Source organism: Lentzea miocenica, from assembly GCF_033949945.1.
GTDB classification, from domain to species: Bacteria; Actinomycetota; Actinomycetes; order Mycobacteriales; family Pseudonocardiaceae; genus Lentzea; species Lentzea miocenica.
The window spans coordinates 1-24,538 of the sequence record NZ_JAXAVW010000057.1; the positions used below are offsets into that span (position 1 = coordinate 1).

Consider the following 24,538-nt stretch of genomic DNA (forward strand, 5'->3'; position numbering starts at 1 on the left):
GACAAGCGGGGGCCGACACAACTAAAGCTGCCAGTTCTGGTTCGCCCCACCGGTGCAGGTCCAGATGATCAGGCGGGTGCCGTCGGCCGAGGAGTTGCCGGACGCGTCGAGGCACTTGCCGGACTGCGGGTTGCGCAGCGTGTTGCCTACGCGCGACCACGTCTGGGCGCCGCTCGCGTTGCAGGTCCACAGCTGGACAAGAGTTCCGTCAGCGGTGCCGCCCGAGGCGACGTCCATGCACTTTCCCAAGGCGCGCAACGCATCGCCGGAACGCGACCACTGCTGGGCGCCGGAGGAGTTGCAGCCCCACAGCTGGATCGCGGTGCCATCGGCGGTGCCGGAGTTGCTCACGTCGACGCATTTTCCGCCGATACCGACGATCGCGCCGGAGCCAGCGCCGGAAGCAGTGAGGAACTGGCTGCGCGCCACGTTCCAATGTGTTGCCAGATAAGAACCTGCGGCCGGGTTGGCGTGGAAGTAGTCGTCACCACCGCAGTCGAGCTGGTTCTCGGGTGCGCCGGGGCAGACGTTCACCAGGCCGCCGGGTGGGTTCGGGATGCCGCCGTCGTTGTAACACATGATGTCCTGGTCGTCCCAGCAGTGGCCGAACGCCGTCGAGTGCGGTGCCGAACGTTGCACGGCGCCCAGCGTGTGCAGCAGCTCGTGGCCGCTCGCCTGCCAGGTCCAGCACCCGGTTCCCACTGCGGCGTAAGAAGGTCCGGAGTTGTAGCCGTTGTCGGCGCCGGGACGGTCGTCGCCCGGCGCGCCCCACGCCACGCCGCAGCCTCCGGAGTCGTGCCAGAACAGGTATTTGCGGTCCGTGCGGTTGTAGCCGCGGGCAGCGAGCTGGTCGGCGACGGCAGAAGGGGAAGACATCGCGGACTGCGGCACGACAACGTTGTCCACCTTCGCGCGGCAGTCGGGCTGCGTGACGAAGCGGACGTGCCGGACGCCGCCGCCGAGACGAGACGCGGCCTCTACGAACGAGTTGTCGATCTGGTCGGCGAACGTCTGGAACTGACCCACGAGCTGTGGGTATCGGTCTGCGGATTGGTCGCCACGCACGTACACCGCCTGCACGCGCTTGCCGCTCACACCGTCGCCATCACACACAACGGACTGGATGGAGATGCCAGAAGAAGGCTGCCGGAACTCGTCCGGCAGGTCGTCCACGATAGGGCTGAGCAGGGAGAATGCTGCTAGAAGCACGCCAAAAGACATGACAGGACCGCCTTCAACGCGAGTACAGGGAAGTGGTCTAGACCTTCAAAAACGGTAGCGAATCGACCACGCACTGTCAGCGGACAGGACCGGACAGGAAACCGGCCGACACGGGCGTGCGGATACCATGCCGCGCGTGGGGGAAGCGACAAGGCTGGTCGCGGGCAGATACGCGACGATCAGAGAGCTCGGCCGGGGCGGCATGGGGGTCGTCTGGCTGGCAGAGGACCGGGTCATCGGACGGCAGGTCGCGCTCAAGGAGCTGCGGACCACCGAGACCGAGCGCGTGTTGCGTGAGGCGCGCACCGCGGGGCGGCTGAACAGCCCGAACGTCGTCGCCATCTACGACGTCATCGTCGAACACGGCGTCACGTACCTGGTCATGGAACTCGTCGAGGCTCCGACGCTGTCCGAGGTCATGACCCGCAGGCAGCTCACCGAGGACGAGGTCGCGGACATCGGCCTGCAGACGCTCAACGCGCTCGAAGCGGCGCACGCGGCGGGCATCGTGCACCGGGACGTCAAGCCCAGCAACATCATGGTGCTGCCCGACGGACGGGTGAAGCTCGCCGACTTCGGCATCGCCCGCGCGATCGACGACCCCGGTCTCACGGCCACCGGCGGGATCATGGGTTCGCCCGGTTACATGGCGCCGGAGCTGTTCGCCGGCAAGGTTCCGTCGCCGGCGACCGACCTCTGGGCGTTGGGCGCCACCATGTTCCACGCCTCCGAAGGCCGCGCGCCGTTCCACCGCGACACGACCGCGGCCACCATGCACGCGATCATGTACGAGGAGCCGGTGCTGCGACGCACCACGGGCCCGCTGGCCGCCACGATCATGGCGCTGCTCAACCAGAACGACGCCCAGCGCCCGACCGCGGCCCAGCTGCGTGAACGACTGAGCGATCGCACCAAGGTCGTCACACCGCCGACGCAGTCCGAGCAGACCGTCGTCATCGAGCCCGTCACGACGTTCGTCGCGCCGCAGACCACGCGCGACGAGTGGAACGACGAGAAACCCAAGTCCCGCAAGAAGATCGGTGTGTTCGCCGGTGCCGCGGCGGCCGTGGTCGTGATCGCCCTCGCGGCCATTTTCGTGTTCAAGCCCGAAACACCCGGCAAGGCGTCGGCGCAGCAGGGCCCGAACTCCAGCGAACAGCCGACGTCGCAGAGCAGCACCGCGTCCAGCGCGCCGAGCAGCAGTGCGGTGTCCAGCAGCAGCGCTGCGCCCAGCAGTCAGTCGAGCGCACCGAAGCCCACCCAGGCCACGCAGCCGAACCAGCCCGCGCCGACCACGACGCAACCGAAGCCGCCCCGGGAAACGCTCGCGTTCTCCCGCTACCGCAACGGAAACGGCTGGCACTACAGCGGCACCTCACGCGTGCCGGTCCCGGCGGGCTTCACCGTGGAGAACACCGGCGGCCTCGGCAAGCTCCTCGCGAAGGAAGAAGCGAGCACGAAGCCGCTGTACAGCTGCAAGATCAAGAACTCCGAGGACCGGATGACCTCGTCCTCACCCACCTGCGAGGGCCAGGACGTCTACGACGCGCGCCCGCTCGGCTACGTCTTCACCGCGAAGCCGGCGGACGTGAAGACGCTGGAGCTGTACCGCTGCAACATGGGCGGCCACCACTTCGACTCGGTGGTGAGCAACTGCGAGGGCGACCAGTACAAGAAGGAGTTCCTGCAGGGCTGGGTCATCGCCTGATCACCGGGCGCCGGCGGGCTCCAGCCCGAGCGGTTCCGCGCTGTCGAACGTCTCCCGCGCCTCGGCGACGGACTCGTAGTTCCGCTGCGCCCACAACCGCAGCGCGGCCAGCGGCTCGGTGACGCTGCGCCCCAGCTCGGTCAGCTCGTACTCGACGCGCAACGGCACCGAGGGGTAGACCGTGCGCGTGACGAGCCCATCGCGCTCCAACGTGCGCAACGTCTGGGTGAGCATCTTCTGGCTGACGCCCTCCAACCGGCGTTTGAGCTCACCGAACCGCTTGGGTCCGTCTTCGAGGTCGCCGATCACCAGCGCCGTCCACTTTGACGCGACCATGTCCAGCAGGTCGCGGCATGGACACATCTTGAGGTAAACGTCCCTGATCACGAGTAGTTTCTATCAGGTACCTAGTGCACAAGATAGTGCCTGATTGCCAAAAGAGACCTGCTCTCCCAAGCTAGTGGTCATGCGAGCGATCATCCAGAACGAGTTCAGCGGCCCTCTCACCCTCGCCGACGTGCCCAAGCCCGCCCCGCTCCCGACCGAGGTGCTGGTCAGGGTGCACGCGGCAGGCGTGAATCCGGTCGACTGGAAGACCAGCGCGGGCCACGGCATGGCGGGTCTGCAGACCTTCCCGTTCATCAACGGCTGGGACGTCTCCGGCGTCGTCGAGGAGGTCGGCTTCGGCGTCACGACCCTCAAGCCCGGCGACGAGGTCTACGGCATGCCGCGCTTCCCGCACGCCGCGAGCGCCTACGCCGAGTACGTCACCGCCCCGTCCCGCCACTTCGCGAAGAAGCCGCAGAGCCTCACCCACGTCGAGGCGGCGGCGCTCCCGCTGGCCGCGCTCACCGCGTGGCAGATCCTGATCGACACCGCCGACGTGCAGCCGGGTCAGAAGGTGCTGGTCAGCGCGGCTGCGGGTGGTGTCGGCCACCTCGCCGTGCAGATCGCGAAGGCGCACGGCGCGTATGTGATCGGCACCGCGCGTGAGCCCAAGCACGCGTTCCTGAAGGACCTCGGCGCCGACGAGATGATCGACTACACCCGGGGCGACTACGAAGGCACCGACGTCGACGTGTTCGTCGACCTGGTCGGTGGCGCGTCACCCGCGCCGGTGAAGCCCGGCGGGTTGTTCGTCGGCGTGCCGTCCGGAGTGGACAGCGCGATCCGCGACGACATCAGGACCAGCCCGATCCTGGTAGAGCCCGACCGCGCGGGGCTGGAGGCCATCGCGGCGCTGGTCGAGTCCGGCGAACTCAGGGTGCACGTCGCTGAGACGTTCAAGCTGGAGGACGCCGGAAAAGCACATGCCCTGGGCGAGACGGGTCGCACCCAGGGCAAGATCGTGCTCGAGGTCTAGCGGCGCCAGGACGTCTTGCGACGAGCGGCGTCCCACAGCAGCCCCGCGATGATGGTCACGCCGGTCGCGACGAGGAAGATGTTCTCGGTCTGACCGTGGTGGTTGCCGATCAGCATCAGGAAGCAGAAGCCAGCGGAGAGCCAGCCGGCGATGCGCGTGCCCTTGGGGAACGTGCCGTGCCAGCCCCACTCGTGCGACGGCTCCTCGTGAGGGTCGACGGCAGGACGCTTGTCCAGTTCCGAGGACGTAGCCACGGTTTCCTCCACTGCTCATCCGGATTACGAGGTCATCGTCGCACATGTGAGTGAGCACGGATGTGTGAGGTCGCGCGCGCACGACTTACGAGCCAGGTCATGCGCCATTACGCTCAGCGCGACCACGCTCATCCGATCTCCGAAGGCGCCTCGACTTGACCGGCTTCTCTCCCGCCGAGGCCTCCACCCCGGACACGTTCGCCCCCGTCGAGATCGGTCTGCACGGGGTGCGCAAACGCTTCTCCGACCAGGTGGCGGTCGACGGCATCTCGCTGAACGTCCACGAAGGCGAGTTCTTCTCGGTGCTCGGCCCGTCGGGCTGCGGCAAGACCACGGTCCTGCGCATGATCGCCGGGTTCGTGCACCCCGACGAGGGCCGCATCGAGCTCGACGGCAACGACATGGTGGGCGTCCCTCCGTACCGGCGGGACGTCAACACCGTCTTCCAGTCCTACGCGCTGTTCCCGCACATGTCCGTGTGGGACAACGTCGCCTACGGACTCAAGCGCAAGAAGGTCCGCGGCGACGAGCTGAAGAAGCGCGTCGGCGAGCACCTCGAACTCGTGCGGTTGTCTCAGTTCGCCAAGCGCAGGCCGACCCAGCTCAGCGGTGGCCAGCAGCAGCGCGTCGCCATCGCCCGCGCGCTGGCGGCGGGCCCGCAGCTGCTTCTGCTCGACGAACCGCTCGGTGCGCTCGACGCCAAGCTGCGCAAGGAACTGCAGATCGAGCTGATGCGCATCCAGCGCGAGGTCGGCACGACCTTCCTGTACGTCACGCACGACCAGGAAGAGGCGCTGGTCCTCTCGCACCGCATCGCCGTGATGAACGCGGGCAAGATCGAACAGGTCGGCTACCCCGAGGACGTCTACGAACGTCCCGCGACCCGGTTCGTCGCGGGGTTCATCGGCACGTCCAACATCCTGGACGCCGAGGTGTCCGGTGTGGACGGTGAACTGGTCGCCCTGAAGGCTGCCGGCGCCACGAACCTGCGCGCCAGGTTCTCCGGCGGCATCAGCCACGGCAAGAAGGTCGCCGCCACGGTCCGCCCGGAGAAGGTGCACCTGTTCAACGAGACCGCGGAGCCGCCCACCGGCTGGTGCGTGCTGCAAGGCGTGGTCCACGACGTCGTCTACACGGGCGTCTCCACCCAGTTCGTGGTCGACACTCCTGGCGGCGAGCTCGTGGCGTTCGTGCAGAACGCCCAGCGCATCGACGACGCGGGCGCGCCCGGCCAGCCCGTGCGGATGGCGTGGGACCCCGAGTTCACCGTGCTGCTGGACGCCTCCGATGGCTGACCAGGTCCGGATCGCCCGGTTGTGGGACGTCGACAGCCCGCGGGTGACCCGGCGCACGATGCTGGGCTCGATGGCGTTCTTCGCGCTCGCGGCCTGCGCGGTCGGTCCGGCGCCGGCCAACAGCGGTGGTGCGAGTGCCGCCAAGGCCACGAACGTGCAGGACGAGCCGAAGCTCAACTTCTACAACTGGACCGACTACATCGCGCCGGACACGTTGCCGGGCTTCCAGCAGATCTCCGGCATCGAGGTCACGTACGACAACTTCTCGACCAACGACGAGATGGAAGCCAAGATCGCGTCCGGCCAGGCGGGCTACGACCTGGTCGTGCCGAGCGACAACTTCCTGCGCCGGTTCCTGCGGTCCGGCCTGCTCCAGCCGCTGGACCACGACGCGATCCCGAACCTCGCCAACCTGGAGCAGCGGTTCGTCGAGGCGGAGTACGACCCCGGCAACCGGTACTCCGTGCCGTGGGCCTGGGGCACAACGGGTCTGGCGTACTCGAAGTCGCAGATCGGCGGCGAGGTCACCGGGTTCGACGCCTACGACCTGCCGAACGCAGAGGGCCGCAGCTCGATCCTCGACGAGGCACGCGACGGCATGGCGATCGGCCTGCTCAAGCTCGGCCACGACCCGAACACCACGGACCCGAGGCAGATCGACGACGCGGCGAACTTCCTGCTGTCGTTGAAGAAGAAGCTCGGGCAGATCACCTCCGACGTGATCGAACCGCTGACGTCCGGCCAGGTCCGGCTCGCGCAGGCGTACTCCGGCGACGCGTTCCAGGCCCGCGAGACCAGCGAGGACGTCGGTTACGCGATCCCGGCCGAGGGTGGACTGTCCTACGTGGACCTCCTGGTGATCCCGAAGGACGCGCCGCACGCCGGGAACGCGCACAGGTTCATCGACTACGTCCTGGGCGCTGAGGTGGGTGCGGCGCTGTCCAACGCGGTGCGCTACGGCAGCCCCAACGCCGCCGCCAAGCCGTTGATCGACAAGGACCTGCTGAACGACCCGGTGGTCTACCCGTCGGAGGAGCAGCTCAACAAGCTCCCGTTCACCAAGGACCTGGGCGGCGACGTCGAGGCGCTCTACGCCGACGCCTGGACGAAGGTCAAGACCGGCTGACCGTCAGCTTCTACGAACAGGGAACGACTTCAGCCCCCGGATCACCACGGAGTCGCGGAACACCACCGGTCCCGTCTGCCGCAGGTCCGGCATCCTGCGGGCCAGCGCGCGGAACGCCACCTCGCCCTCCATGCGGGCCAGCGTCGCGCCCAGGCAGTAGTGGATGCCGCTGGAGAACGCGAGGTGCTCCGGCTTGTGCACGCGCATGACGTCGAACTTGTGCGCCTCCGGGTAGACCTCCGGATCGCGGTTCGCGGCGCCGATCAGCAGCATCACCATCTCGTTCTCGCCGATCTCGTCGACCTGCTCGTGCGCGATGCGGCTGGTCATCTGCACCGGCGGCGCCCAGCGCAGCGTTTCCTCGACGACCGCGGACGCGAGTTCGGGATTGGCCTGGAAGAGCTTCCACTGCGAGGGGTGGTCGAGCAGCGCCCGCGTGCCGTTGCCGATCAGGTTCACCGTGGTCTCGAAGCCCGCGACCAGCAGCAGCACCAGCGTGCCGAGCATCTCCTGGGCGGTGAGCTTCTGGTCGGCCTCGGCGGCGACCAGCGAGCTGATCACGTCGTCGCCGGGCGTCCGGCGGCGTTGCGCGATGAGCCGGTCGAACAGCGCGAGCACCTTGTCGTTGGCGTTGGCCATCTCCGCGGTGACGCCCGAGTCGAACGAGGCGGCGACCAGCGCGCCGTAGTCGGCGAACTCGGCGGTGTCGGAGTCGGGGATGCCGAGCAGGTCGCTGATCACCGAGATCGGCAACGGCGCCGCGAAGTCCGTGATCAGGTCGAACTCGTCGCGGTCCAGCAACGAGTCCGCGACCTTCTCGACCCGCGTGCGGTACTCGTCGATCTTCTTCGGGCTGAACGCCGGTGTCGCGATCCTGCGCAGCCGCGTGTGGTCGGGCGGGTCGAGCTCCAGGAACGACTCGGGCAGCAGGCTGCCGTTGCTCGGATAGCTGCCGTCGGAGAACCGGACGCCGAACCGCCGGTCGCGCAGGATCTTGTTGGCCAGAGGGTGGCTCGTCGTGAGCCACATTCCAGCGTCCTGCGTCAGCGGTCCTCTCGCTCGCAGTTGGTCGTAGATCGGATGCGGGTCTTCACGCCCGGTCAGTTGCTCCAGCACTGCCTACCCCCTCGAACACCGTGGTCAGCACGAACCGGGGAGCGTCCAACGGCGCGAGACGGCCGTAGTTGATCGCTTCCCAGGCGTTGAAGAGCCCGGCGTAGAGGGTGTGCAGGATCCACCACGCGGGCAGGTCACGGCGCAGCTTGGTGCCCTGCAGCCGGGTGATCAGGTCGAGCACGGGCCGGTCCATCTCCTCGATGCGCGTCCTCAGCTCCTCGTCGCGTTCCAGGCCGGGGAAGCGGAGCAGGAACTCCACCCGCGGGCCGAGCGCGACCAGGCGCGTCATGAGGTCCTCGATCGCGTCGTCGCTGCCGAAGTCCACCTGGCACGACACGGAGTCGATGAGGTCCAGCGCGTCGTTCGCGACCGCGCGGACCAGGGCCGTCCGGGTCGGAAAGCGCTTGTGGAGTGTGGTCCTGCCGACACCGGCGGCGCGCGCGACGTCGCTCAAGGACGCGGTCGGGTCCTTGAGCAGCACGGACGTCGCCGTCTGCAGCAAGTGAACACTCATGTTCACAACGGTACACGGATGTTCGCCCAGTCTTCTGAGAGTGCTGCTGGCATGATCTGATCCCGTGTCACGACGCTGGCTGAAGGCCAACGCCCTGCTCGCGCCCACCGGGCTGTGGCTGGGGATCTTCCTGATCGCGCCGCTGGTGGTCGTCGTCCAGTTCAGCTTCGCGACGCGGGACACGGGTGTCGCCCGCGCGGTGCTGCCGTGGACGACGCAGGCCTATCTGACGGCGCTCGACCCGGCGTTCCTGCCGATCTTCGGCCGGACCCTGGTCTACGCCGTCGCGACCACCGTTGCCTGTCTGCTGCTGGGGTTTCCGCTGGCGTGGTTCATCGCGCGGTACGGCGGCAGGTACCGGACCGTGCTGCTCGCGGCGGTGCTCATCCCGTTCTGGTCGAGCTATCTCGCGCGGATCTACGCGTGGAAAGCGCTGCTCGACGGTGAGGGCCTGGTCAACACCGTGCTCGGGTGGGTCGGGCTGGACCGCGACGGCGGATTCCTGCTCACGCACGGAGCGGTGATCCTCGGCCTGACGTACGGCTTCCTGCCGTTCATGGTCCTGCCGCTGTACGTGGCGTGCGAGCGGTTCGACTTCCGGCTCGTGGAGGCGTCGTTCGATCTCGGCCACGGCCGGGTGTCGACGTTCTTCCGGATCGTGCTGCCGGGGGTGTTCAGCGGTGTGGCGGCCGGGTCGCTGCTGGTGCTGGTGCCCGCGGCGGGTGACTTCGTGACGCCGAAGCTGCTCGGCGGCGTCGGCCAGTCGACGTTCGGGTCGGTGATCGACGACCAGTTCCGCGGCGGCAACAACTGGCCGCTGGGTTCGGCGATGGCGGTGCTTTTGCTCGTGCTGGTGGTGCTCGTGCTCGTGTTGCGCGGACGGCGCGGGGAGGACGTGCTGTGAACCGTCGTCCGTGGGTGCTCGGGCTCGTTGTCGCTCTGGTCTTCCTGTTCCTCTACGCACCGATCGCGTGGCTCGCGCTCGCGTCGTTCAACTCCTCACGGTCGTTGTCGCGCATCAGTGGTTTCTCGACGCAGTGGTACGCCGAGCTGTTCGACGACACGCGCGTGCTGGAGTCGTTGGAACTGACCCTGGAACTCGCGCTGGCGTCGGCGGCGATCTCGACGGTGATCGGGACGCTGGCGGCGTTCGGGCTGCGGCGGGCGTTCCCCGGCCGCGGGTTGTGGACCGTGCTGCTGTCGCTGCCGCTGGTGGTGCCCGAGGTCGTCATGGGCGTGGCCATGCTGGGGTTCTTCGTGAAGCTCGCCGGCATCCCGCTCGGGTTCGGCGCTCTGCTCTTCGCGCACGTGGCGTTCTCGCTGAGCTTCGTGGTCGTCGTGGTGCGGTCGCGGGTGTCCGGAATGGACGCGCGGCTGGAGGAGGCCGCGGCGGATCTCGGGGCTTCGCCCTGGACGGCGTTCCGGACCGTGACGTTGCCGCTGGTGGCGCCGGCGGTGGTGGCCGGCGCGGCGTTCGCGTTCCTGCTGTCGTTCGACGACGTGGTGATCTCGTCGTACCTGACCGGTGTCGGGTCGACGACGCTGCCGGTGTTCGTCTACGCGCAGGCGTCGAAGCGCGGCATCTCGCCGGAGATCGTGGCGCTGTCGACGTTGATGGTGACGGCGACCGCACTGCTGTTGATCATCGGTGTGGTGGTCGCGTCCTGGCGCGCCCGCAAGGTGGGATCCACCGCGCAGCTGGTCGGATAGTCAACTTTCGTCGCGCGAATTCGATACTCCAGCGTGCCGCGCGGACATGGGACGTCTCGTAGTTTGAAACCGTGATTACCGCTGTGCGGACCAGGGCCGAGGCGTTCCGCGCCGACACCCTGGCCCGGCTCCAGGCACTGACCCCGGTGCGGCTGATCGGCGACCTGATCGTCATGGTCGCCGTGATCCTGCTGGACCTGTGGCCGGGGCCGTGGGCGGAGCAGAAGGCGTCGGGCTGGCTGCTCGTCGGGTACCTCGCCGTCTACGTGGTGCTGCTCCCGTTGCGGCACCTGCTGCCGGCGACGGTCATGATCGGTGGCGCGGCGATCCCGTTCCTCGGGCCCGCGCTGATGGTCGTGCTGAGCTACACGGCCGGCCGCCGGATCGAGTCGTGGGTCAAGGCTGTCGTGTCGACCACGATCACGTTCGTCGTCGTGGTGCTGGTGTGGGACTGGGACGCGCGTCCGCTCGACATCGAACCCGTCTACGGGATGCTCATCCTGATCACGATCTTCGGCGTGGGCGTGGCGCTGCCGTTCCTCGTCGGGCGGTACCTGGCGCAGCGCGAGGCGCTGGTGCAGGCCATGCAGGACCGCGAGGAGCGGATGCGCGGCGAGAACAAGATGATCTCCCGCCAGGTGCGCCTGCGCGAACGCAGCCGCATCGCCCAGGACATGCACGACAGCCTCGGCCACCGGCTGTCGCTGATCTCCGTGCACGCAGGAGCGCTGGCGATGGACCCGACGCTGGGGGACAAGCAGCGCGAGGCGATCGGGGTGCTGCGCTCGGCCGCTTTGACCGGCATGGGGGAGCTGCGGGCGATCATCGGCGTGCTGCGGGCGGAGGACGGCCCCGACGACGACCCCGCGACCAGGACCGCGGAGTCCATCGACTCGCTGGTGAGCGACGCGCGCAAGGCCGGGGTGCTGGTCAGCCTGGTTCGTGGCGGACAGGCGCACCCGTTGCCGTCGAAGGTGTCGCACGCGGCCTACCGCGTGGCGCAGGAGGGCCTGACCAACGCCGCCAAGCACGCGCCGGGCGCCGCCGTGCAGGTGACGGTGAAGTACGAGCCCGACGCGCTGGTCGTGGAGGTGCGGAACAACCCGTCGCGCAACGGTTCGCAGGTGCGCGATCCGGGCGTCGGCCTGATCGGGCTCACCGAACGCGTGCGCGTGGCCGGCGGAATCCTGCACGTCGGCGCGCTGCCGTCCGGCGGCTTCCGGATCGCGGCCGTGCTGCCGTACGAGGAGACCCCGCTGCCGGACGAGCCAGAGGACGAGCAGGACGAGATCGAGTCGCCGCGGGGGATCCGCAAGTGGGCGGGCGTCGGGTCGATCGCGGGCGCGTCCATCATGCTCACGATCATCATCGGCGGCTTCACCTACCTCGGCGCGCAGCCGGTGACCGAGGTCGTGTCGCAGGAGAACCTCGACCGGATCCAGGTGGGTCAGTCGGAGGCCGACGTGCTGAAGCTGCTGCCGGCCGGCGACGAACCCCTGGTGGCGGACGGCGAACGCAAGTCCCAGGCCTCACCGGAGCCACCGGGCGCCAGGTGCGTCTACCACGTAACGGATGAGCAGTCGTATCTCGCGAAAGGCACCCGAGTGGTGCGTTTCTGCTTCCGGGACGGCAAGCTGGTCGAGAAGAAGATCCACGTGCAGAGGAACAATCCATGATCCGGGTGCTCATCGCCGACGACGAGCCGCTGATGCGCGCGGGCATCAAGGCCATTCTCGGCACCGCTGACGACATCGAACTGGTGGCGGAGGCGGGCGACGGCCGAGAGGCGTTGCAGATCGTGCGCGAGCGCCGCGTCGACGTAGCGGTGCTGGACATCCGCATGCCGCGGATGGACGGCCTGGCCTGCGCGAAAGAACTGCAGACCGTCGCACCGTCCGTGCGGGTCGTGATGCTGACGACGTTCGGCGAGGACGAGAACATCGTCCGCGCTCTGTCCGACGGCGCCGCCGGGTTCCTGCTGAAGGACTCCGCGCCCGAGGAGCTGCTGCGAGCCGTGCGGGCGGTGAACAACGGCGAGGCCTACCTGTCGCCGATGGTCACGTCGCGCGTGGTCGGCATGGTCGCGACGTCCGGGCAGCCGAAGCGGCAGGAGGCGCAGAAGGCCGTCGAGGGGCTGACGGATCGCGAGGTCGAGGTGCTGGCGCTGCTCGGGCAGGGCATGTCGAACGCGGACGTCGGCGCGAAGCTGCACATGTCCGAGGCGACGGTGAAGACGTACGTGTCGCGTCTGCTCGCCAAGCTGGGCCTGACCAACCGCGTCCAGGCCGCGCTCCTGGCCCGCGACGCAGGCCTCGCAACCTGACTTGCAACCGCACGCGGGGACCTTTCGTACCATCAAGAGGTGCGAAAGGTCCCCGCGTGCGATCAGCGGCGCCGAATGGGGGTCACCCGAACGGCCCCAAATGTCCTGTGCGGCTAAGCGTGGCTTCGCCTGCCCGTTACCAGGCGGTAGATGCCCAGCAAGATCAGCGAGCCGACGATGGCGAGCAGCCACGTCCGCAGGTCGAAGAACGTCCCGAGATCGGTCCCGAAGAGCGCCGATCCGATGAAACCACCCAGAATCGCGCCAACGATGCCGAGCAGCATCGTGATGATGAAGCCGCCGGGGTCGTTGCCAGGCATGATGGCCTTGGCGATGGCGCCTGCAAGCAATCCGAGCACGATCCATCCGAGGATGCCCACGGAGAGTCTCCTTCCATCGACTGTCGAGGAAGGAATGCCCCCGATCTGGCGACTTCACGCCTCCAAAACCACTCCGTTATCAAAGTAACGGGCTGTGCCGGGCTCTCAGGCACTCTCCGGAACAATGAGGGGCGATGAGTACTCCACGCACTGTCCTGATCCTGGGATCGACCGGCTCAGTCGGCACCCAGGCGCTCGACGTCATCCGGCGCAACCGCGACCGCTTCCAGGTCGTCGGGCTCGGCGCGGGCGGGCGTCAGCTGGACCTGCTCAAGCAGCAGGCAGCCGAGTTCGACGTGCCCGTCGTCGCCGTCGCGAACGGTGCCGAGGTTCCCGGCGTCAAGACGTTGACCAGCATGGTCGACCTGATCGAAGCCTGCCCCGCCGACGTGGTCCTCAACGGGATGGACGGCTCGCGCGGCCTCGAGCCGTCGCTGAAGGTCCTGGAGACCGGCGCCACGCTCGCGCTCGCCAACAAGGAGTCGCTCATCGCGGGCGGGTCGCTCGTGCTGAAGGCCGCCAAGCCCGACCAGATCGTGCCGGTCGACTCGGAGCACTCCGCGCTCGCGCAGTGCCTGCGCGGCGGCACCGCGCACGAGGTGCACAAGCTGGTGCTGACGGCGTCCGGCGGACCGTTCCGCGGCAAGACCCGCGCCGAACTCGAGGCCATCACCGTCGCGCAGGCCATGGCGCACCCGACGTGGTCGATGGGCCAGGTCGTCACCATCAACTCGGCGAACCTGGTGAACAAGGGCCTCGAGCTGATCGAGGCGCACCTGCTGTTCGGAGTGCCGTACGACCGCGTCGACGTGGTGGTGCACCCGCAGTCCATCATTCACTCGATGGTGACCTTCACCGACGGCTCCACGCTGGCCCAGGCCTCGCCTCCGGACATGCGGCTGCCGATCTCGCTCGGCCTCGCATGGCCCGAGCGCGTAGCCGGTGCCGCGGCCGCCTGTACCTTTGACACCGCCACCTCGTGGACGTTCGAACCGGTGGACAGCGTCACGTTCCCGGCCGTCGAGCTAGCGCGGCAGGCGGGCACGGCCGGTGGCTGTCTCCCCGCGATCTACAACGCCGCGAACGAGGAGGCACTCGCCTCCTTCGTCGCCGGCTCCACGTCGTTCCTGTCGATCGTGGACACCATCGGCCAGGTTCTGGGCGAGGCGAGTGACTGGCAGAGTGACCCCGCGGACGTCGCGGAAGTGCTCGCCGCCGAGGACTGGGCACGCGCACGTGCCCGCGAGCTGGTTGGAAGGAACTGAACTTTTCGTGAACACATTCATCAACATCCTCGGGGTGCTGCTGTTCGCGTTCGGCATCGCGGTGTCCATCGCGCTGCACGAGTTCGGGCACCTGCTGACCGCGAAGTTCTACGGCATGAAGGTCACCCGCTACTTCATCGGCTTCGGCCCGAAGATCTTCTCGTTCCGCAAGGGTGAGACCGAGTACGGCCTGAAGGCGATCCCGGCAGGCGGCTTCTGCGAGATCACCGGCATGACGGCGCTGGAGGACGTGCACCCGGACGACCGCAAGCGCGCCTTCTACAACCAGAAGGTGTGGAAGCGCGTCGTCGTGCTGTCCGCCGGTTCGATCACGCACTTCATCCTCGGCTTCTTCATCCTGCTGATCCTCGCGATGTCGCTCGGCCTGCCGAACAACAAGGACCTCCCGGTCCTCGCCGAGATCACGCCGTGCGTCCAGGACCACACCGTCGGCCTCACCGCGCCGTGCCAGCCCGGCGCCCCGGCCCCGGCCAAGGACGCGGGCCTGCAGGCGGGCGACGAGGTCACCTCCATCGCGGGCAAGCCCATCGCGACCTGGTCGGACATGCTCCGGATCACCCGCGACCTGAACGGCCCGACCGAGTTCAAGGTGCTGCGCGACGGCAAGGAACTCGCCCTCACCGTGAACGTGCCGCAGGTCACCCGCGAGGTCACCGACGGCAAGGGCGGCCGCGAGGTCAAGAAGGTAGGCGCCATCGGCGTCACCTGGCAGCAGAACTTCGAGTACAGCCCGCTCGCGGCCGTCCCGGCCTCCATCGCGTTCACCGGCGACATGTTCGTGAACACCTGGAAGGGCCTCATGCGCTTCCCTGAGCGCATCCCGGCCGTGGTCAAGGCCATCGGCGGCGGCGAACGCGACCTCGACACCCCGATCTCCGTCGTGGGTGCGTCGCGCCTGGGCGGTGACGCGGCGGAGCGAGGCCTCTGGGCGTTCTTCATCCTCATGCTGGCGGGCCTGAACTTCTTCGTCGGTGTGTTCAACCTCCTGCCGCTACTCCCGCTTGACGGTGGTCACATCGCCGTCAACCTCTACGAACGGGTGCGAGACTGGATCAGGAAGCTGCGCGGCAAGCCCGCCGGCGCCCCGGTCAACTACATGCGCCTGCTGCCGCTCACCTACGTGGTCATCTTCATCGGCGGCGCCATCACGCTGCTGACCGTGACCGCCGACATCGTCAACCCCATCAGGTTGCAATAGCAGTGAAATACGGAAAGGTGCACAACCCATGAGTGACGGCGTGATGCTCGGAATGCCGGCACTGCCGCCGCCGGTGCTGTCGGAACGTCGCAAGACCAGGCAGCTGATGGTCGGCAACGTCGGTGTCGGCAGCGAGTTCCCCGTCTCAGTCCAGTCGATGACGACCACGTTGACGTCCGACGTCAACGCGACTCTGCAGCAGATCGCGGAGCTGACGGCGTCAGGCTGCGACATCGTGCGCGTCGCCTGCCCGTCGCAGGACGACGCCGACGCCCTGCCCGCGATCGCCAGGAAGTCCCAGATCCCGGTGATCGCGGACATCCACTTCCAGCCGAAGTACGTCTTCGCCGCCATCGAGGCTGGTTGCGCCGCGGTCCGCGTCAACCCCGGCAACATCCGCAAGTTCGACGACCAGGTCAAGGAGATCGCGGCCGCCGCCAAGGACCACGGCACCCCGATCCGAATCGGCGTGAACGCCGGTTCGCTGGACCCGCGCCTGCTCAAGAAGTACGGCAAGGCCACCCCGGAGGCCCTCGCCGAGTCGGCCATGTGGGAAGCCTCGCTCTTCGCCGAGCACGACTTCCACGACATCAAGATCTCGGTGAAGCACAACGACCCGGTGGTCATGGTCCGCGCCTACGAACTGCTCGCCGAGCAGTGCGACTACCCGCTCCACCTGGGCGTCACGGAGGCCGGTCCGGCCTTTCAGGGCACCATCAAGTCGGCCGTCGCGTTCGGCGCGTTGCTGCGCCAGGGCATCGGCGACACCATCCGGGTGTCACTGTCCGCCCCGCCGGTCGAGGAGATCAAGGTCGGCCACCAGATCCTCCAGTCGCTCAACCTGCGCCCGCGCAAGCTGGAGATCGTGTCCTGCCCGTCCTGCGGCCGCGCCCAGGTGGACGTGTACACGCTCGCAGAGCAGGTCACGGCCGGTCTGGAGGGCATGGAGGTGCCGCTGCGCGTCGCGGTCATGGGCTGCGTCGTGAACGGCCCCGGCGAGGCCCGCGAGGCCGACCTGGGCGTCGCGAGCGGCAACGGCAAGGGCCAGATCTTCGTCAAGGGCAAGGTCATCAAGACCGTGCCGGAGCACGCGATCGTCGAAACCCTCATCGAAGAGGCCATGCGCCTCGCCGAGGAGATGGAACCGATCGAAGGCGGCGAACCGGTCGTCAGCGTCGGCTGACAGACACAGCCACACATCGGGGGCGTTCCTGGCCGGGAACGCCCCCGATGCCTTTGTCTTTGCTTTTCAGCGCGCTTCGGGTGGGTCCCCGTCACGATTCGTGCCAACCACCCGCAAGTGTCGTGCCTCCCAAACCCCCAGGTGCGGACCGTCACCTCCGCTCCGCACAGTTGGCTGATGCCACATCCCCACCCGATCTGGCACGCTAGGTGACGTGCTGAGGCTGGCCGGAGCGCGCGTTCTCGACGAGCGCGACCTGATCGACGTACGCGGGGCGTTCGAACACGACCCCGTAGCCGCGTGCATGGTCGCCGCGAGAGTAGAAGTAGCCGGCCTGGACCCCTGGCGCCTGGGCGGCGAAATGTGGGGCTCCGACTCAAGGCCCATCCGCGGCCGAGTAGATGGCCTCTGCTTCTCCGGCCCCAACCTGATCCCCCTAAAAGGCAGCGCCACGGCCATGCGCATGTTCGCCGACCGCGCCCGCCGACGAGGCCGAATGTGCTCCTCCCTGGTAGGCCCCGCTGAACAGGTCTTAACCCTCTGGGACGAACTCCAGCCGGACTGGGGCCCGGCCCGAGAAGTCCGCGGCGACCAACCTCTGATGGCAATCTCCGGCACCCCCAAAATCACCCCGGACCCGCTGGTCAGGCAGGTCCGCCCCAGCGAACTGAACCGCTACCTCCCCGCGGCCATCTCGATGTTCATCGAAGAGGTGGGCATCGACCCCTGCGCGGAAGACGGCGGCGCCGGCTACCGGGCCAGGGTCAGCGAACTGATCGCAGCCGGCAGGGCCTTCGCCAGGTTCGAACACGGCGAAGTCGTCTTCAAAGCGGAAATCGGCGCCATGTCCTCCCGAGTGGGCCAGATCCAGGGCGTCTGGGTAAGACCAGACCGCCGAGGCGAGGGGATCGGCACAGCCGGAACAGCCGCCGTGGCAGACCGGCTGACCAGGGTCCTCAACCGCACAGCCAGCCTTTACGTCAACGGTTACAACCACGTGGCGCAGGCCGCCTACCGGAAGATCGGGTTCGAACAGGTCGGCCAGTACGCGACTGTCCTCTTCTGAACCGGCATACTCGCGCGGGTGCGCCTTCTCGCGACGATCACGGTGGTGCTGGTGACGGTGAGCGGCTGCGGCCTGTTCAAGTCGGAACCAGGAGCGCCGGAGATCACCAACGAATTCCTGGCGAAGCTCGCGTCCGGTGACGTGCAGGGTGCTGCCGGGATGACCGACAACCCGAACGAGGCCAAGGAGACCCTGGAGAAGTTCCGGGGCGCGTTGAAGCCCGAGGGGCTCTCCAGCAAGGTCGACCAGATCCGCAAGAACGGTGAGACGGCCTCCGAGGCGAGCGTGAGCCTCGACTGGGACCTCGGCAAGAACCGCCACTGGACGTACTCGACCAAGTTCGACGTGCGCCAGGAAGGCGACACGTGGAAGGTGCACTGGGCGTCGTCGGTGGCGCATCCCAAGCTCGCGCCGCAGCAGTCCGTCAAGGTCGCCGAGCTCAAGCCCGACCCGGCGCCCGTCCTCGACCGCGACGGCACGCCGTTGCTGGCCCCTGAACGCGTTGTCTCGGTGTTGCTCGTCGCGAAGGAGGCCGGTGACGTCGCCGCCGTCTCCAAGGCCCTCGCGGACGCGCTGAACCCGCTGGACAAGGCCATCACCGCGCAGACGATCACCGAGGGCGTCGGCAAGACCCCGGAAGGCCAGGCCTACCAGGTCGCGGCGCTGCGGGACCCGGACTACCAGTCGGTGAAGCCGAAGATCTACGAACTGCCCGGCGTGCGGTTCAGTTCGCAGACGTCACTGCTGGCGCCGAGCCGCACCTTCGGCTCGCAGGTGCTGCCGGCCGTGCGCAAGCTGGTCGAGAACGACATCGCGGGCCACGAGGGCTTCCGGGTGTCCACGGTCGACGCGCAGGGCGCCGAGGTCGACGAGCTGACCTCGAAGGCCCCCGAGCCCGCCAAGGCCGTGAACATCGCGTTGTCCCGCGCGATCCAGACCGCCGCGGAAGACGCCGTCGAACCGGTCACGCAGCCCACGATGCTGGTCGCCATCCAGCCGTCCACCGGCGACATCCTGGCCGTCGCGCAGAACGACCCGGCCGACGCCCAGGGCGCCCTCTCGCTGACCGGCCGCTTCCCGCCGGGTTCGACGATGAAGGCCGTGTCCGCGCTCGCCGCGCTGCAGTCCGGCAAGGTCACCGCCGACACCCCGCTGCCGTGCCCCGGCAAGACCACCATCGACGGGCGGCGGATCGTGCCGAACTCCAGCGAGTTCGACAAGGGCACGATCCCTCTCCGCAGCGCGTTCGCGTTCTCCTGCAACACCACGTTCGCGCAGCTCGCCGTCGACATGCCCGCCGAGCTGCTGCCGAGCGCCGCGCTGTCGCTCGGTCTCGGTGCCGACTTCGACATCGCGGGCCTGACCACGATCACCGGGTCCGTGCCGCCCGCGACCGACGTCGTGGAACGGGCGGAGGACGCGTTCGGCCAGGGCAAGGTGCTCGCGTCGCCGTTCGGCATGGCCCTGGTGAGCGCGTCCATCGCGAAGGGCTCCATGCCGGTGCCACAACTGGTGCGGGGCAAGGAGACCAAAGCCGACAAACAGCCCACCGCGCCCACACCGGCCGTGCTCGACCCGGTGCGGCAGATGATGCGCGAGGTCGTCGATTACGGCACTGCACCGCAACTCAAGCCGTACGGCGATGTCCGCGGCAAGACTGGTACCGCGCAGTTCGGTGACGGCGTGCACTCACACGGGTGGTTCATGGGCTACCGAGGCGATCTCGCGTTCGCGACCTTGGTGCTCAGCGCGGATAGTTCGACTCCAGCCGTGGACGTGGCGGCGAAGTTCTTGAAGGCGGTGCCGTGATGACGACCAAAACCACACACCTGACGACGCGGGAACGCCTGGTCCGGGCGGGCGTCCTGCTCCCGGCGCCGCGGCTGCCGGAGCCGCGCGCCGAGGACCAGGTTCAGAGCCGCCCCCGCGCGGACGGCTAATCTGGAGCGCATGGCCGTTCGTTCCGTGCTGCAACCCGGTGTGCAGTCTCCGCGTCGTCAGGTGCCCTCGCGCATCGTCCGTCCCGAGTACGTGGACAAGCCCGCACCCCAGCGCGGCAACGACCCGTGGGTGCAGACGCCGGAGATCATCGAGGCCATGCGGATCGCGGGCCGGCTCGCTGCGCAGGCCCTTCAGGAGGCCGGCAAGGTCGTCGTTCCCGGCGTCACGACGGACGAGATCGACGCGGTGGCGCACGAGTTCCTGTGCGACAACGGCGCGTACCCGTCGACGCTGGGCTACCGCGGCTTCCCGAAGTCGTGCTGCACCTCGCTGAACGAGGTCATCTGCCACGGCATCCCGGACTCCACGGTCGTCGAGGACGGCGACATCGTGAACATCGACGTCACGGCGTTCATCGGCGGCGTGCACGGCGACACGAACGCCACCTTCCTCGCGGGCAACGTCTCCGAGGAGAACAGGCTGCTGGTCGAGCGCACGCACGAGGCGACCATGCGCGCGATCAAGGCCGTGAAGCCCGGCCGTGAGATCAACGTCATCGGCCGCGTCATCGAGGCGTACGCGAACCGGTTCGGCTACGGCGTCGTCCGCGACTTCACCGGTCACGGCATCGGCCGCGCGTTCCACAGCGGCCTCGTGGTGCTGCACTACGACGAGCCGTCGGTGAAGACCGTGCTCGAACCCGGCATGACGTTCACGATCGAGCCGATGATCACGCTCGGCGGCTACGAGCACGACATGTGGGACGACGGCTGGACCGTCACCACCCAGGACAAGAGCTGGACCGCGCAGTTCGAGCACACCCTCGTCGTCACCGACACGGGCGCGGAGATCCTCACAGTTTGCTGAGCACTGCTTTCAGCGCGGCCGCGACCGCCGAGGGCGACGTCGCGGCCGCCAGGTGGTGTGACTCCAGACGCTCAACCGGCCAGCCCAGCTCGTCGGCCTTGTTCGCCGCGGCCTCGTAGACCGGCGACAGCAGCACGTACCCGCACGGCCCGGCCCACTCCACGACCGGCCGCTGCTCCTTCAGGAACTCCCACGGCACCTCGGGCGCCTCGTCGCGCATCTCCTCGCGCAGTTCGGCGGGCACCAGCGTCAGCGGGTCCGTGTCGAACCAGCGGTCCCAGCGCGGCAGCTTGCCGTCCCGCACCGAGGCCTTGACCTGGCTGACCAGCGCGGGATCGACCGTCTCACGCCATGCCTTTCCCGGCGTGGGCAGGTCGGAGTCGAGGAACACCAGGGCTGCGACGTCCAGTTCCAGCGCGTCGGCGAAGCCCGGCAGCAACGGGCCCGCGCCGCTGTGGCCGACCAAGACGAGCTGTCCGCCGACGCCGGCGTCCTCCAGGGCGTCCGCGAAAGCACCTATCAGCCGCTGGTGCACAGGTGCCTCGTTGATGGTCATCTGCAGGTCGACCAGCAGAACCGCTACCCCGTCGGAGGCCAGTTCGTCGGCGAGCGGGCGCATGCTCGAAGGGCCGAGAAACGGGCTGTGCATGAGCACGACGGTGAGCATGCCCGTGATGATGGCAGCATTGGCGTCCATGCGGGGCGCGATGTTGATCTGTGGGACGACCTCGGACGCTGGTAAGAGCGTCCTGGTCGCCGGTCTGTGCCGCTTTCTGGCACGCCAGGGCGTTGACGTCGTGCCGTTCAAGGCGCAGAACATGTCGAACAACTCGTTCGTCACACTCGACGGCGGGGAGATCGGGCGCGCTCAGGCCGTGCAGGCGCGGGCGGCTTTCAAGGAGCCGAGTGTGCGGTTCAACCCGGTGCTGTTGAAGCCGGGCAGCGACCGCACCTCGCAGGTCGTCGTGCTGGGCAAGGCGGTCGGCGAGGTCTCCGCGTTGAGCTATCGCGAACGCAAGCAGCAGCTGCTCGACACCGTGTTGTCCACTTTGGATGGTCTGCGCCGCGACCACGAGGTCGTCATCTGCGAGGGCGCGGGTTCGCCTGCCGAGATCAACCTGCGCCCCAACGACATCGCGAACATGGGCCTGGCCACGCGCGCCGATCTGCCGGTGCTGGTGATCGGTGACATCGACCGCGGCGGTGTGTTCGCGCACCTCTTCGGCACGGTGGCGGTGCTGGACGCGGCTGATCAGGCGTTGGTCTCGGGGTTCGTCGTCAACAAGTTCCGCGGCGACCAGCGACTCCTCGAACCGGGCCTGCACCAGCTCAAGGCGCTCACCGGACGGCCGGTGCTCGGCGTGCTGCCGTGGCGCGAGGAACTGTGGCTCGACGCCGAGGATTCGTTGTCCTACAACGCGGACGGCGTGATCGGCCGTCCGGTGCCGCCCGTGCGTGACTGGCTCCGGGTCGCCGTGATCCGGTTGCCGCGCATCTCCAACGCCACCGACGTCGAGGCGCTGGCCTGTGAGCCGGGCGTTTCCGTGCGGTTCGTGACGGAGCCTTCGCGGTTGGCGGACGCGGATCTGGTCGTGCTGCCCGGTTCCAAAGCGACCGTGTCAGACCTCGCGTGGTTGCGCGAAACCGGTCTGGCCCAGGCGATTCAACGGTTCGACGGCCCGGTTCTCGGCATCTGCGGCGGTTTCCAGATGTTGTCGAAGCGCATCGAGGACGACGTGGAGTCCAAGGACGGGATCGCAGAAGGACTCGGTCTGCTCGACGTCGACATCCGCTTCCAGCCGCGGAAAACCCTGGCCACCCCATCGGCCACGGCGTGGGGGGAACCCGTGACCGGCTACGAGATCCACCACGGTCAGGTCGTGCGCAGCACCGAACAGCCGTTGATCGCCGACGAAGGCGCGGAGACCGAGCGCGTGCTGGGCACGCACTGGCACGGCCTGCTGGAGAACGACGCGTTCCGCCGCAAGTTCCTGCGCTGGGCCGCCGACCGCTCCGGCCGCGACTTCGAACCGGGTGAGGTGAGCTTCCAGGCCGCCCGCGAGGCCCAACTGGACCTGCTGGGCGACCTGGTCGCGGAGCACCTCGACACCAAGGCCGTCATCGACCTGCTGGAACGAGGAGCTCCCGCCGGACTTCCGTTCGTGCCGCCCGGCGCCCCACCAGCTGCGGGATAGCGAGCCCCGCCAGCACCAGGCCGCCGGCCGCCGCCTGCAGCCCGCTCAGGTTCTCGCCGAGGAACGCCCACGCCGAGAACATCCCGAACACCGGCACCAGCAACGAGAACGGCGCCACGACCGAGGACTCGTACTGGCGCAGCAGGAATCCCCAGATGCCGAACCCGAGCAGCGTCGAGATCCACGCGACGTACCCGATCGCACCCACCCCGGCCCAGTCCATCCGTCCCAATGCCGAGACGTCCTCGGTGAGCAGCGACAGGGCGAACAGCGGCAGCACCGCGACCGCGCTCACCCACACCATGAACCGCACCATGTCGGCGGGCCGCGCGTACCGCATGATCACGTTGGACACTCCCCAGCACGCCCCCGCCGCGACCAGCAGCAGGAACCCGAGCAGCGGCGAGCTCTGCCCGTAGTCCCACGCGATCACCCCGATGCCCGCGATCGCCAGCGCGATGCCGGTGATCTGCACCATCTTCGGCCGTTCGCGCAGGACGACGGAGGCGAACACGGCCGTGAAGATCACCTGGCTCTGCAGCACCAGGCTCGACAGCCCGGCCGGCATGCCCGCCTTGAGTCCGATGAACAGGAAGCTGAACTTCGCGACGCCCAGCACGAGCCCGACCGCGATGACCCACTTCCACGCCACCGACGGCCGTCCGACGAAGAAGATCGCGGGCACTGCGGCCGCGAGGAACCGCAGCGCCGAGAACAGGATCGGCGGGAACTCGTCGAGTCCGATCTTGAGCATGACGAAGTTGAAGCCCCAGATGGCGGCGACCAGGACGGCGAGCAGGACGTGTCGGGGACTCATGCCTCCAAGCTTGCGGGCGCTAACTATTAAGCACCAGTTCCGATTTCTAAGGTTTTGGGTTTAGCATTGCTACATGCTCGACCTGGGAAGGCTCAAAGCCCTGCACGCCGTCGCCACCCACGGAACCGTCGGCGCCGCGGCGGACGTGCTCGGCTACACGCCGTCCGCGGTCTCGCAGCAGATCGCCAAACTCGAACGCGAAACCCGCACCACGCTGCTGGAACGCCGCGGCCGAGGCGTCCGCCTGACCGACGCGGCCCTGCTGCTGGCCGACACCGCCGGCCAGGTCCTGAAGCTCGTAGAAGAGGCCGAGGTAGCCCTCGAAGAACAGCGCGGCGCCGCGATCGGCCGCCTGTGCATCGGTTCGTTCGCCACCGCCGCCCGAGGCCTGCTGCCCGACGTCCTGGCCGAGCTGATCGACCGGCACCCCGCGCTCGACGTGCGGCTGACGGAGATCGACCCACCCCACGCCACCGAGGCCGTCGCGCGCGGCGAACTCGACATGGCGATCGTGCACGACTGGGCGAACACGCCACTGCCGATACCGGAGTCGCTGTCCCGCGTCTTCATCCACGACGACGTCGCCGAGGTGCTCATCCCGGCGGCGAACCCGTTGTCCGGCAGGGAGTTCCTCGAACCCGCCGACCTCGTCGGCGAGCGCTGGATCTGCCAGACGGAGGGGTCGATCTGCCACGACTGGCTGGTGCGGACGTTCCACGGCGCGGGCATCGAACCCGTGGTGGCGTACCGGATCAGCGAGTACCGCACGCAGATGGCGTTGCTGGCCAAGGGGATCGGGGTCGCGCTGATCCCGCGACTGGGCAGGGAAGAGGTGCCGGACGGCGTGCGGGTCGTGCCGCTGCGGCCCACCCCGACGCGACGGCTCTACGCGGTGTGGCGGACTCAGGCGACTCGGCGGCCCGCGATCACCGCGGCCCTGGAAGTGATCAAACACGTCACACCGATGGAGTGATT

Annotated in this window: 25 protein-coding genes; 17 read left to right on the forward strand and 8 right to left on the reverse strand. The window is 68.2% G+C overall.

Annotation, left to right across the window (positions count from 1 at the left end; translation table 11 throughout):
- Window positions 1–21: 21 nt before the first annotated feature.
- The gene (locus SK803_RS43645) at window positions 22–1,209 is read right to left on the reverse strand and encodes a ricin-type beta-trefoil lectin domain protein (RefSeq protein ID WP_319972130.1); all 1,188 of its coding nucleotides are present in this window, start codon (window positions 1,207–1,209) and stop codon (window positions 22–24) included.
- A 148-nt stretch (window positions 1,210–1,357) separates the two neighbouring features.
- On the opposite strand from SK803_RS43645, the gene SK803_RS43650 reads away from it, so the two are divergent.
- Window positions 1,358–2,929, forward strand: coding sequence for a serine/threonine-protein kinase (locus SK803_RS43650; protein ID WP_319972131.1), 1,572 nt, complete (start codon window positions 1,358–1,360; stop codon window positions 2,927–2,929).
- Here SK803_RS43650 and SK803_RS43655 read toward each other — a convergent pair whose 3' ends face one another.
- Window positions 2,930–3,292 (reverse strand): winged helix-turn-helix transcriptional regulator, encoded by a 363-nt coding sequence (locus SK803_RS43655; RefSeq protein WP_319972161.1) that lies wholly within the window; start codon window positions 3,290–3,292, stop codon window positions 2,930–2,932.
- A 103-nt stretch (window positions 3,293–3,395) separates the two neighbouring features.
- Here SK803_RS43655 and SK803_RS43660 point away from each other — a divergent pair, with 103 nt between their 5' ends.
- The gene (locus SK803_RS43660; RefSeq protein WP_319972132.1) at window positions 3,396–4,292 is read left to right on the forward strand and encodes an NADP-dependent oxidoreductase; all 897 of its coding nucleotides are present in this window, start codon (window positions 3,396–3,398) and stop codon (window positions 4,290–4,292) included.
- Here the strand turns inward: SK803_RS43660 and SK803_RS43665 are convergent.
- The gene (locus SK803_RS43665) at window positions 4,289–4,546 is read right to left on the reverse strand and encodes a DUF2631 domain-containing protein (RefSeq protein WP_319972133.1); all 258 of its coding nucleotides are present in this window, start codon (window positions 4,544–4,546) and stop codon (window positions 4,289–4,291) included. The two genes, SK803_RS43660 and SK803_RS43665, sit on opposite strands and share 4 nt — an antisense overlap.
- A 155-nt stretch (window positions 4,547–4,701) precedes the next feature.
- Here SK803_RS43665 and SK803_RS43670 point away from each other — a divergent pair, with 155 nt between their 5' ends.
- Both SK803_RS43670 and SK803_RS43675 read left to right on the forward strand, forming a co-directional pair.
- Complete coding sequence (locus SK803_RS43670; RefSeq protein ID WP_319972134.1) at window positions 4,702–5,841, forward strand: ABC transporter ATP-binding protein; 1,140 nt, start codon at window positions 4,702–4,704, stop codon at window positions 5,839–5,841.
- On the forward strand, window positions 5,834–6,967 hold the full coding sequence (locus tag SK803_RS43675; RefSeq protein WP_319972135.1) for an ABC transporter substrate-binding protein: 1,134 nt from the start codon (window positions 5,834–5,836) through the stop codon (window positions 6,965–6,967). The genes SK803_RS43670 and SK803_RS43675 overlap by 8 nt, the downstream gene beginning before the upstream one ends.
- Before the next feature lie 3 nt (window positions 6,968–6,970).
- On the opposite strand, the gene SK803_RS43680 is transcribed toward SK803_RS43675, so the two are convergent.
- Both SK803_RS43680 and SK803_RS43685 read right to left on the reverse strand, forming a co-directional pair.
- On the reverse strand, window positions 6,971–8,083 hold the full coding sequence (locus SK803_RS43680; protein ID WP_319972136.1) for a cytochrome P450: 1,113 nt from the start codon (window positions 8,081–8,083) through the stop codon (window positions 6,971–6,973).
- A complete protein-coding gene (locus tag SK803_RS43685) occupies window positions 8,058–8,597 on the reverse strand; it encodes a TetR/AcrR family transcriptional regulator (RefSeq protein WP_319972137.1) in 540 nt (179 codons plus the stop codon). The genes SK803_RS43680 and SK803_RS43685 overlap by 26 nt, the downstream gene beginning before the upstream one ends.
- 64 nt (window positions 8,598–8,661) lie before the next feature.
- On the opposite strand from SK803_RS43685, the gene SK803_RS43690 reads away from it, so the two are divergent.
- The 4 genes from SK803_RS43690 to SK803_RS43705 all read left to right on the forward strand — a co-directional run bounded on the left by SK803_RS43690 (window position 8,662) and on the right by SK803_RS43705 (window position 12,630).
- The gene (locus SK803_RS43690; RefSeq protein ID WP_319972138.1) at window positions 8,662–9,501 is read left to right on the forward strand and encodes an ABC transporter permease; all 840 of its coding nucleotides are present in this window, start codon (window positions 8,662–8,664) and stop codon (window positions 9,499–9,501) included.
- Window positions 9,498–10,307: an ABC transporter permease gene (locus tag SK803_RS43695; protein ID WP_319972139.1), complete on the forward strand. Its 810-nt coding sequence runs from the start codon at window positions 9,498–9,500 to the stop codon at window positions 10,305–10,307. Before SK803_RS43690 ends, SK803_RS43695 begins: the two co-directional genes overlap by 4 nt.
- Window positions 10,308–10,378: 71 nt before the next feature.
- The gene (locus tag SK803_RS43700) at window positions 10,379–11,983 is read left to right on the forward strand and encodes a sensor histidine kinase (protein ID WP_319972140.1); all 1,605 of its coding nucleotides are present in this window, start codon (window positions 10,379–10,381) and stop codon (window positions 11,981–11,983) included.
- A complete protein-coding gene (locus SK803_RS43705; protein ID WP_319972141.1) occupies window positions 11,980–12,630 on the forward strand; it encodes a response regulator transcription factor in 651 nt (216 codons plus the stop codon). The genes SK803_RS43700 and SK803_RS43705 overlap by 4 nt, the downstream gene beginning before the upstream one ends.
- A 113-nt stretch (window positions 12,631–12,743) precedes the next feature.
- Here the strand turns inward: SK803_RS43705 and SK803_RS43710 are convergent, their stop codons facing one another.
- On the reverse strand, window positions 12,744–13,010 hold the full coding sequence (locus SK803_RS43710) for a GlsB/YeaQ/YmgE family stress response membrane protein (protein WP_319972142.1): 267 nt from the start codon (window positions 13,008–13,010) through the stop codon (window positions 12,744–12,746).
- Between the two features lie 134 nt (window positions 13,011–13,144).
- Here SK803_RS43710 and dxr point away from each other — a divergent pair, with 134 nt between their 5' ends.
- From dxr to map, 7 genes are all read left to right on the forward strand, one after another.
- Window positions 13,145–14,275, forward strand: a complete 1,131-nt coding sequence (gene dxr / locus SK803_RS43715) for a 1-deoxy-D-xylulose-5-phosphate reductoisomerase (RefSeq protein ID WP_319972143.1) — start codon at window positions 13,145–13,147, stop codon at window positions 14,273–14,275.
- 7 nt (window positions 14,276–14,282) lie between these two features.
- Entirely contained in the window at window positions 14,283–15,494 is a 1,212-nt protein-coding gene (locus SK803_RS43720) for a M50 family metallopeptidase (RefSeq protein WP_319972144.1), read from the forward strand.
- A 52-nt stretch (window positions 15,495–15,546) separates the two neighbouring features.
- Window positions 15,547–16,677 carry a flavodoxin-dependent (E)-4-hydroxy-3-methylbut-2-enyl-diphosphate synthase gene (gene ispG / locus SK803_RS43725; RefSeq protein WP_319972162.1) on the forward strand — a complete coding sequence of 377 codons (1,131 nt, stop codon included), beginning with the start codon at window positions 15,547–15,549 and terminating at the stop codon, window positions 16,675–16,677.
- Between the two features lie 214 nt (window positions 16,678–16,891).
- The gene (locus tag SK803_RS43730; RefSeq protein ID WP_319972145.1) at window positions 16,892–17,743 is read left to right on the forward strand and encodes a GNAT family N-acetyltransferase; all 852 of its coding nucleotides are present in this window, start codon (window positions 16,892–16,894) and stop codon (window positions 17,741–17,743) included.
- Window positions 17,744–17,761: 18 nt separating this feature from the next.
- Entirely contained in the window at window positions 17,762–19,552 is a 1,791-nt protein-coding gene (locus SK803_RS43735) for a penicillin-binding transpeptidase domain-containing protein (protein WP_319972146.1), read from the forward strand.
- Complete coding sequence (locus SK803_RS43740; protein ID WP_319972147.1) at window positions 19,552–19,683, forward strand: hypothetical protein; 132 nt, start codon at window positions 19,552–19,554, stop codon at window positions 19,681–19,683. Before SK803_RS43735 ends, SK803_RS43740 begins: the two co-directional genes overlap by 1 nt.
- Before the next feature lie 10 nt (window positions 19,684–19,693).
- Complete coding sequence (gene map / locus SK803_RS43745) at window positions 19,694–20,551, forward strand: type I methionyl aminopeptidase (protein ID WP_319972148.1); 858 nt, start codon at window positions 19,694–19,696, stop codon at window positions 20,549–20,551.
- Here map and SK803_RS43750 read toward each other — a convergent pair.
- Window positions 20,538–21,218, reverse strand: a complete 681-nt coding sequence (locus SK803_RS43750; RefSeq protein WP_319972149.1) for an alpha/beta fold hydrolase — start codon at window positions 21,216–21,218, stop codon at window positions 20,538–20,540. The genes map and SK803_RS43750 overlap by 14 nt on opposite strands.
- Before the next feature lie 28 nt (window positions 21,219–21,246).
- On the opposite strand from SK803_RS43750, the gene SK803_RS43755 reads away from it, so the two are divergent.
- Entirely contained in the window at window positions 21,247–22,746 is a 1,500-nt protein-coding gene (locus SK803_RS43755) for a cobyric acid synthase (RefSeq protein WP_319972163.1), read from the forward strand.
- Here SK803_RS43755 and SK803_RS43760 read toward each other — a convergent pair.
- Complete coding sequence (locus SK803_RS43760) at window positions 22,670–23,563, reverse strand: EamA family transporter (RefSeq protein WP_319972150.1); 894 nt, start codon at window positions 23,561–23,563, stop codon at window positions 22,670–22,672. The genes SK803_RS43755 and SK803_RS43760 overlap by 77 nt on opposite strands.
- A 73-nt stretch (window positions 23,564–23,636) precedes the next feature.
- On the opposite strand from SK803_RS43760, the gene SK803_RS43765 reads away from it, so the two are divergent.
- Complete coding sequence (locus tag SK803_RS43765) at window positions 23,637–24,536, forward strand: LysR family transcriptional regulator (RefSeq protein ID WP_319972152.1); 900 nt, start codon at window positions 23,637–23,639, stop codon at window positions 24,534–24,536.
- Window positions 24,537–24,538: the final 2 nt, after the last annotated feature.

Coding starts and splice junctions, on each gene's coding strand:
- SK803_RS43655 (WP_319972161.1), bottom strand. CDS start 3,292: ATGTGTCCATGCCGCGACCTGCTGGACATGGTCGCGTCAAAGTGGACG.
- SK803_RS43660 (WP_319972132.1), top strand. CDS start 3,396: ATGCGAGCGATCATCCAGAACGAGTTCAGCGGCCCTCTCACCCTCGCC.
- SK803_RS43675 (WP_319972135.1), top strand. CDS start 5,834: ATGGCTGACCAGGTCCGGATCGCCCGGTTGTGGGACGTCGACAGCCCG.
- SK803_RS43685 (WP_319972137.1), bottom strand. CDS start 8,597: ATGAGTGTTCACTTGCTGCAGACGGCGACGTCCGTGCTGCTCAAGGAC.
- SK803_RS43705 (WP_319972141.1), top strand. CDS start 11,980: ATGATCCGGGTGCTCATCGCCGACGACGAGCCGCTGATGCGCGCGGGC.
- dxr (WP_319972143.1), top strand. CDS start 13,145: ATGAGTACTCCACGCACTGTCCTGATCCTGGGATCGACCGGCTCAGTC.
- ispG (WP_319972162.1), top strand. CDS start 15,547: ATGCCGGCACTGCCGCCGCCGGTGCTGTCGGAACGTCGCAAGACCAGG.
- SK803_RS43740 (WP_319972147.1), top strand. CDS start 19,552: ATGACGACCAAAACCACACACCTGACGACGCGGGAACGCCTGGTCCGG.
- map (WP_319972148.1), top strand. CDS start 19,694: ATGGCCGTTCGTTCCGTGCTGCAACCCGGTGTGCAGTCTCCGCGTCGT.
- SK803_RS43750 (WP_319972149.1), bottom strand. CDS start 21,218: ATGCTCACCGTCGTGCTCATGCACAGCCCGTTTCTCGGCCCTTCGAGC.
- SK803_RS43755 (WP_319972163.1), top strand. CDS start 21,247: ATGCGGGGCGCGATGTTGATCTGTGGGACGACCTCGGACGCTGGTAAG.
- SK803_RS43760 (WP_319972150.1), bottom strand. CDS start 23,563: ATGAGTCCCCGACACGTCCTGCTCGCCGTCCTGGTCGCCGCCATCTGG.
- SK803_RS43765 (WP_319972152.1), top strand. CDS start 23,637: ATGCTCGACCTGGGAAGGCTCAAAGCCCTGCACGCCGTCGCCACCCAC.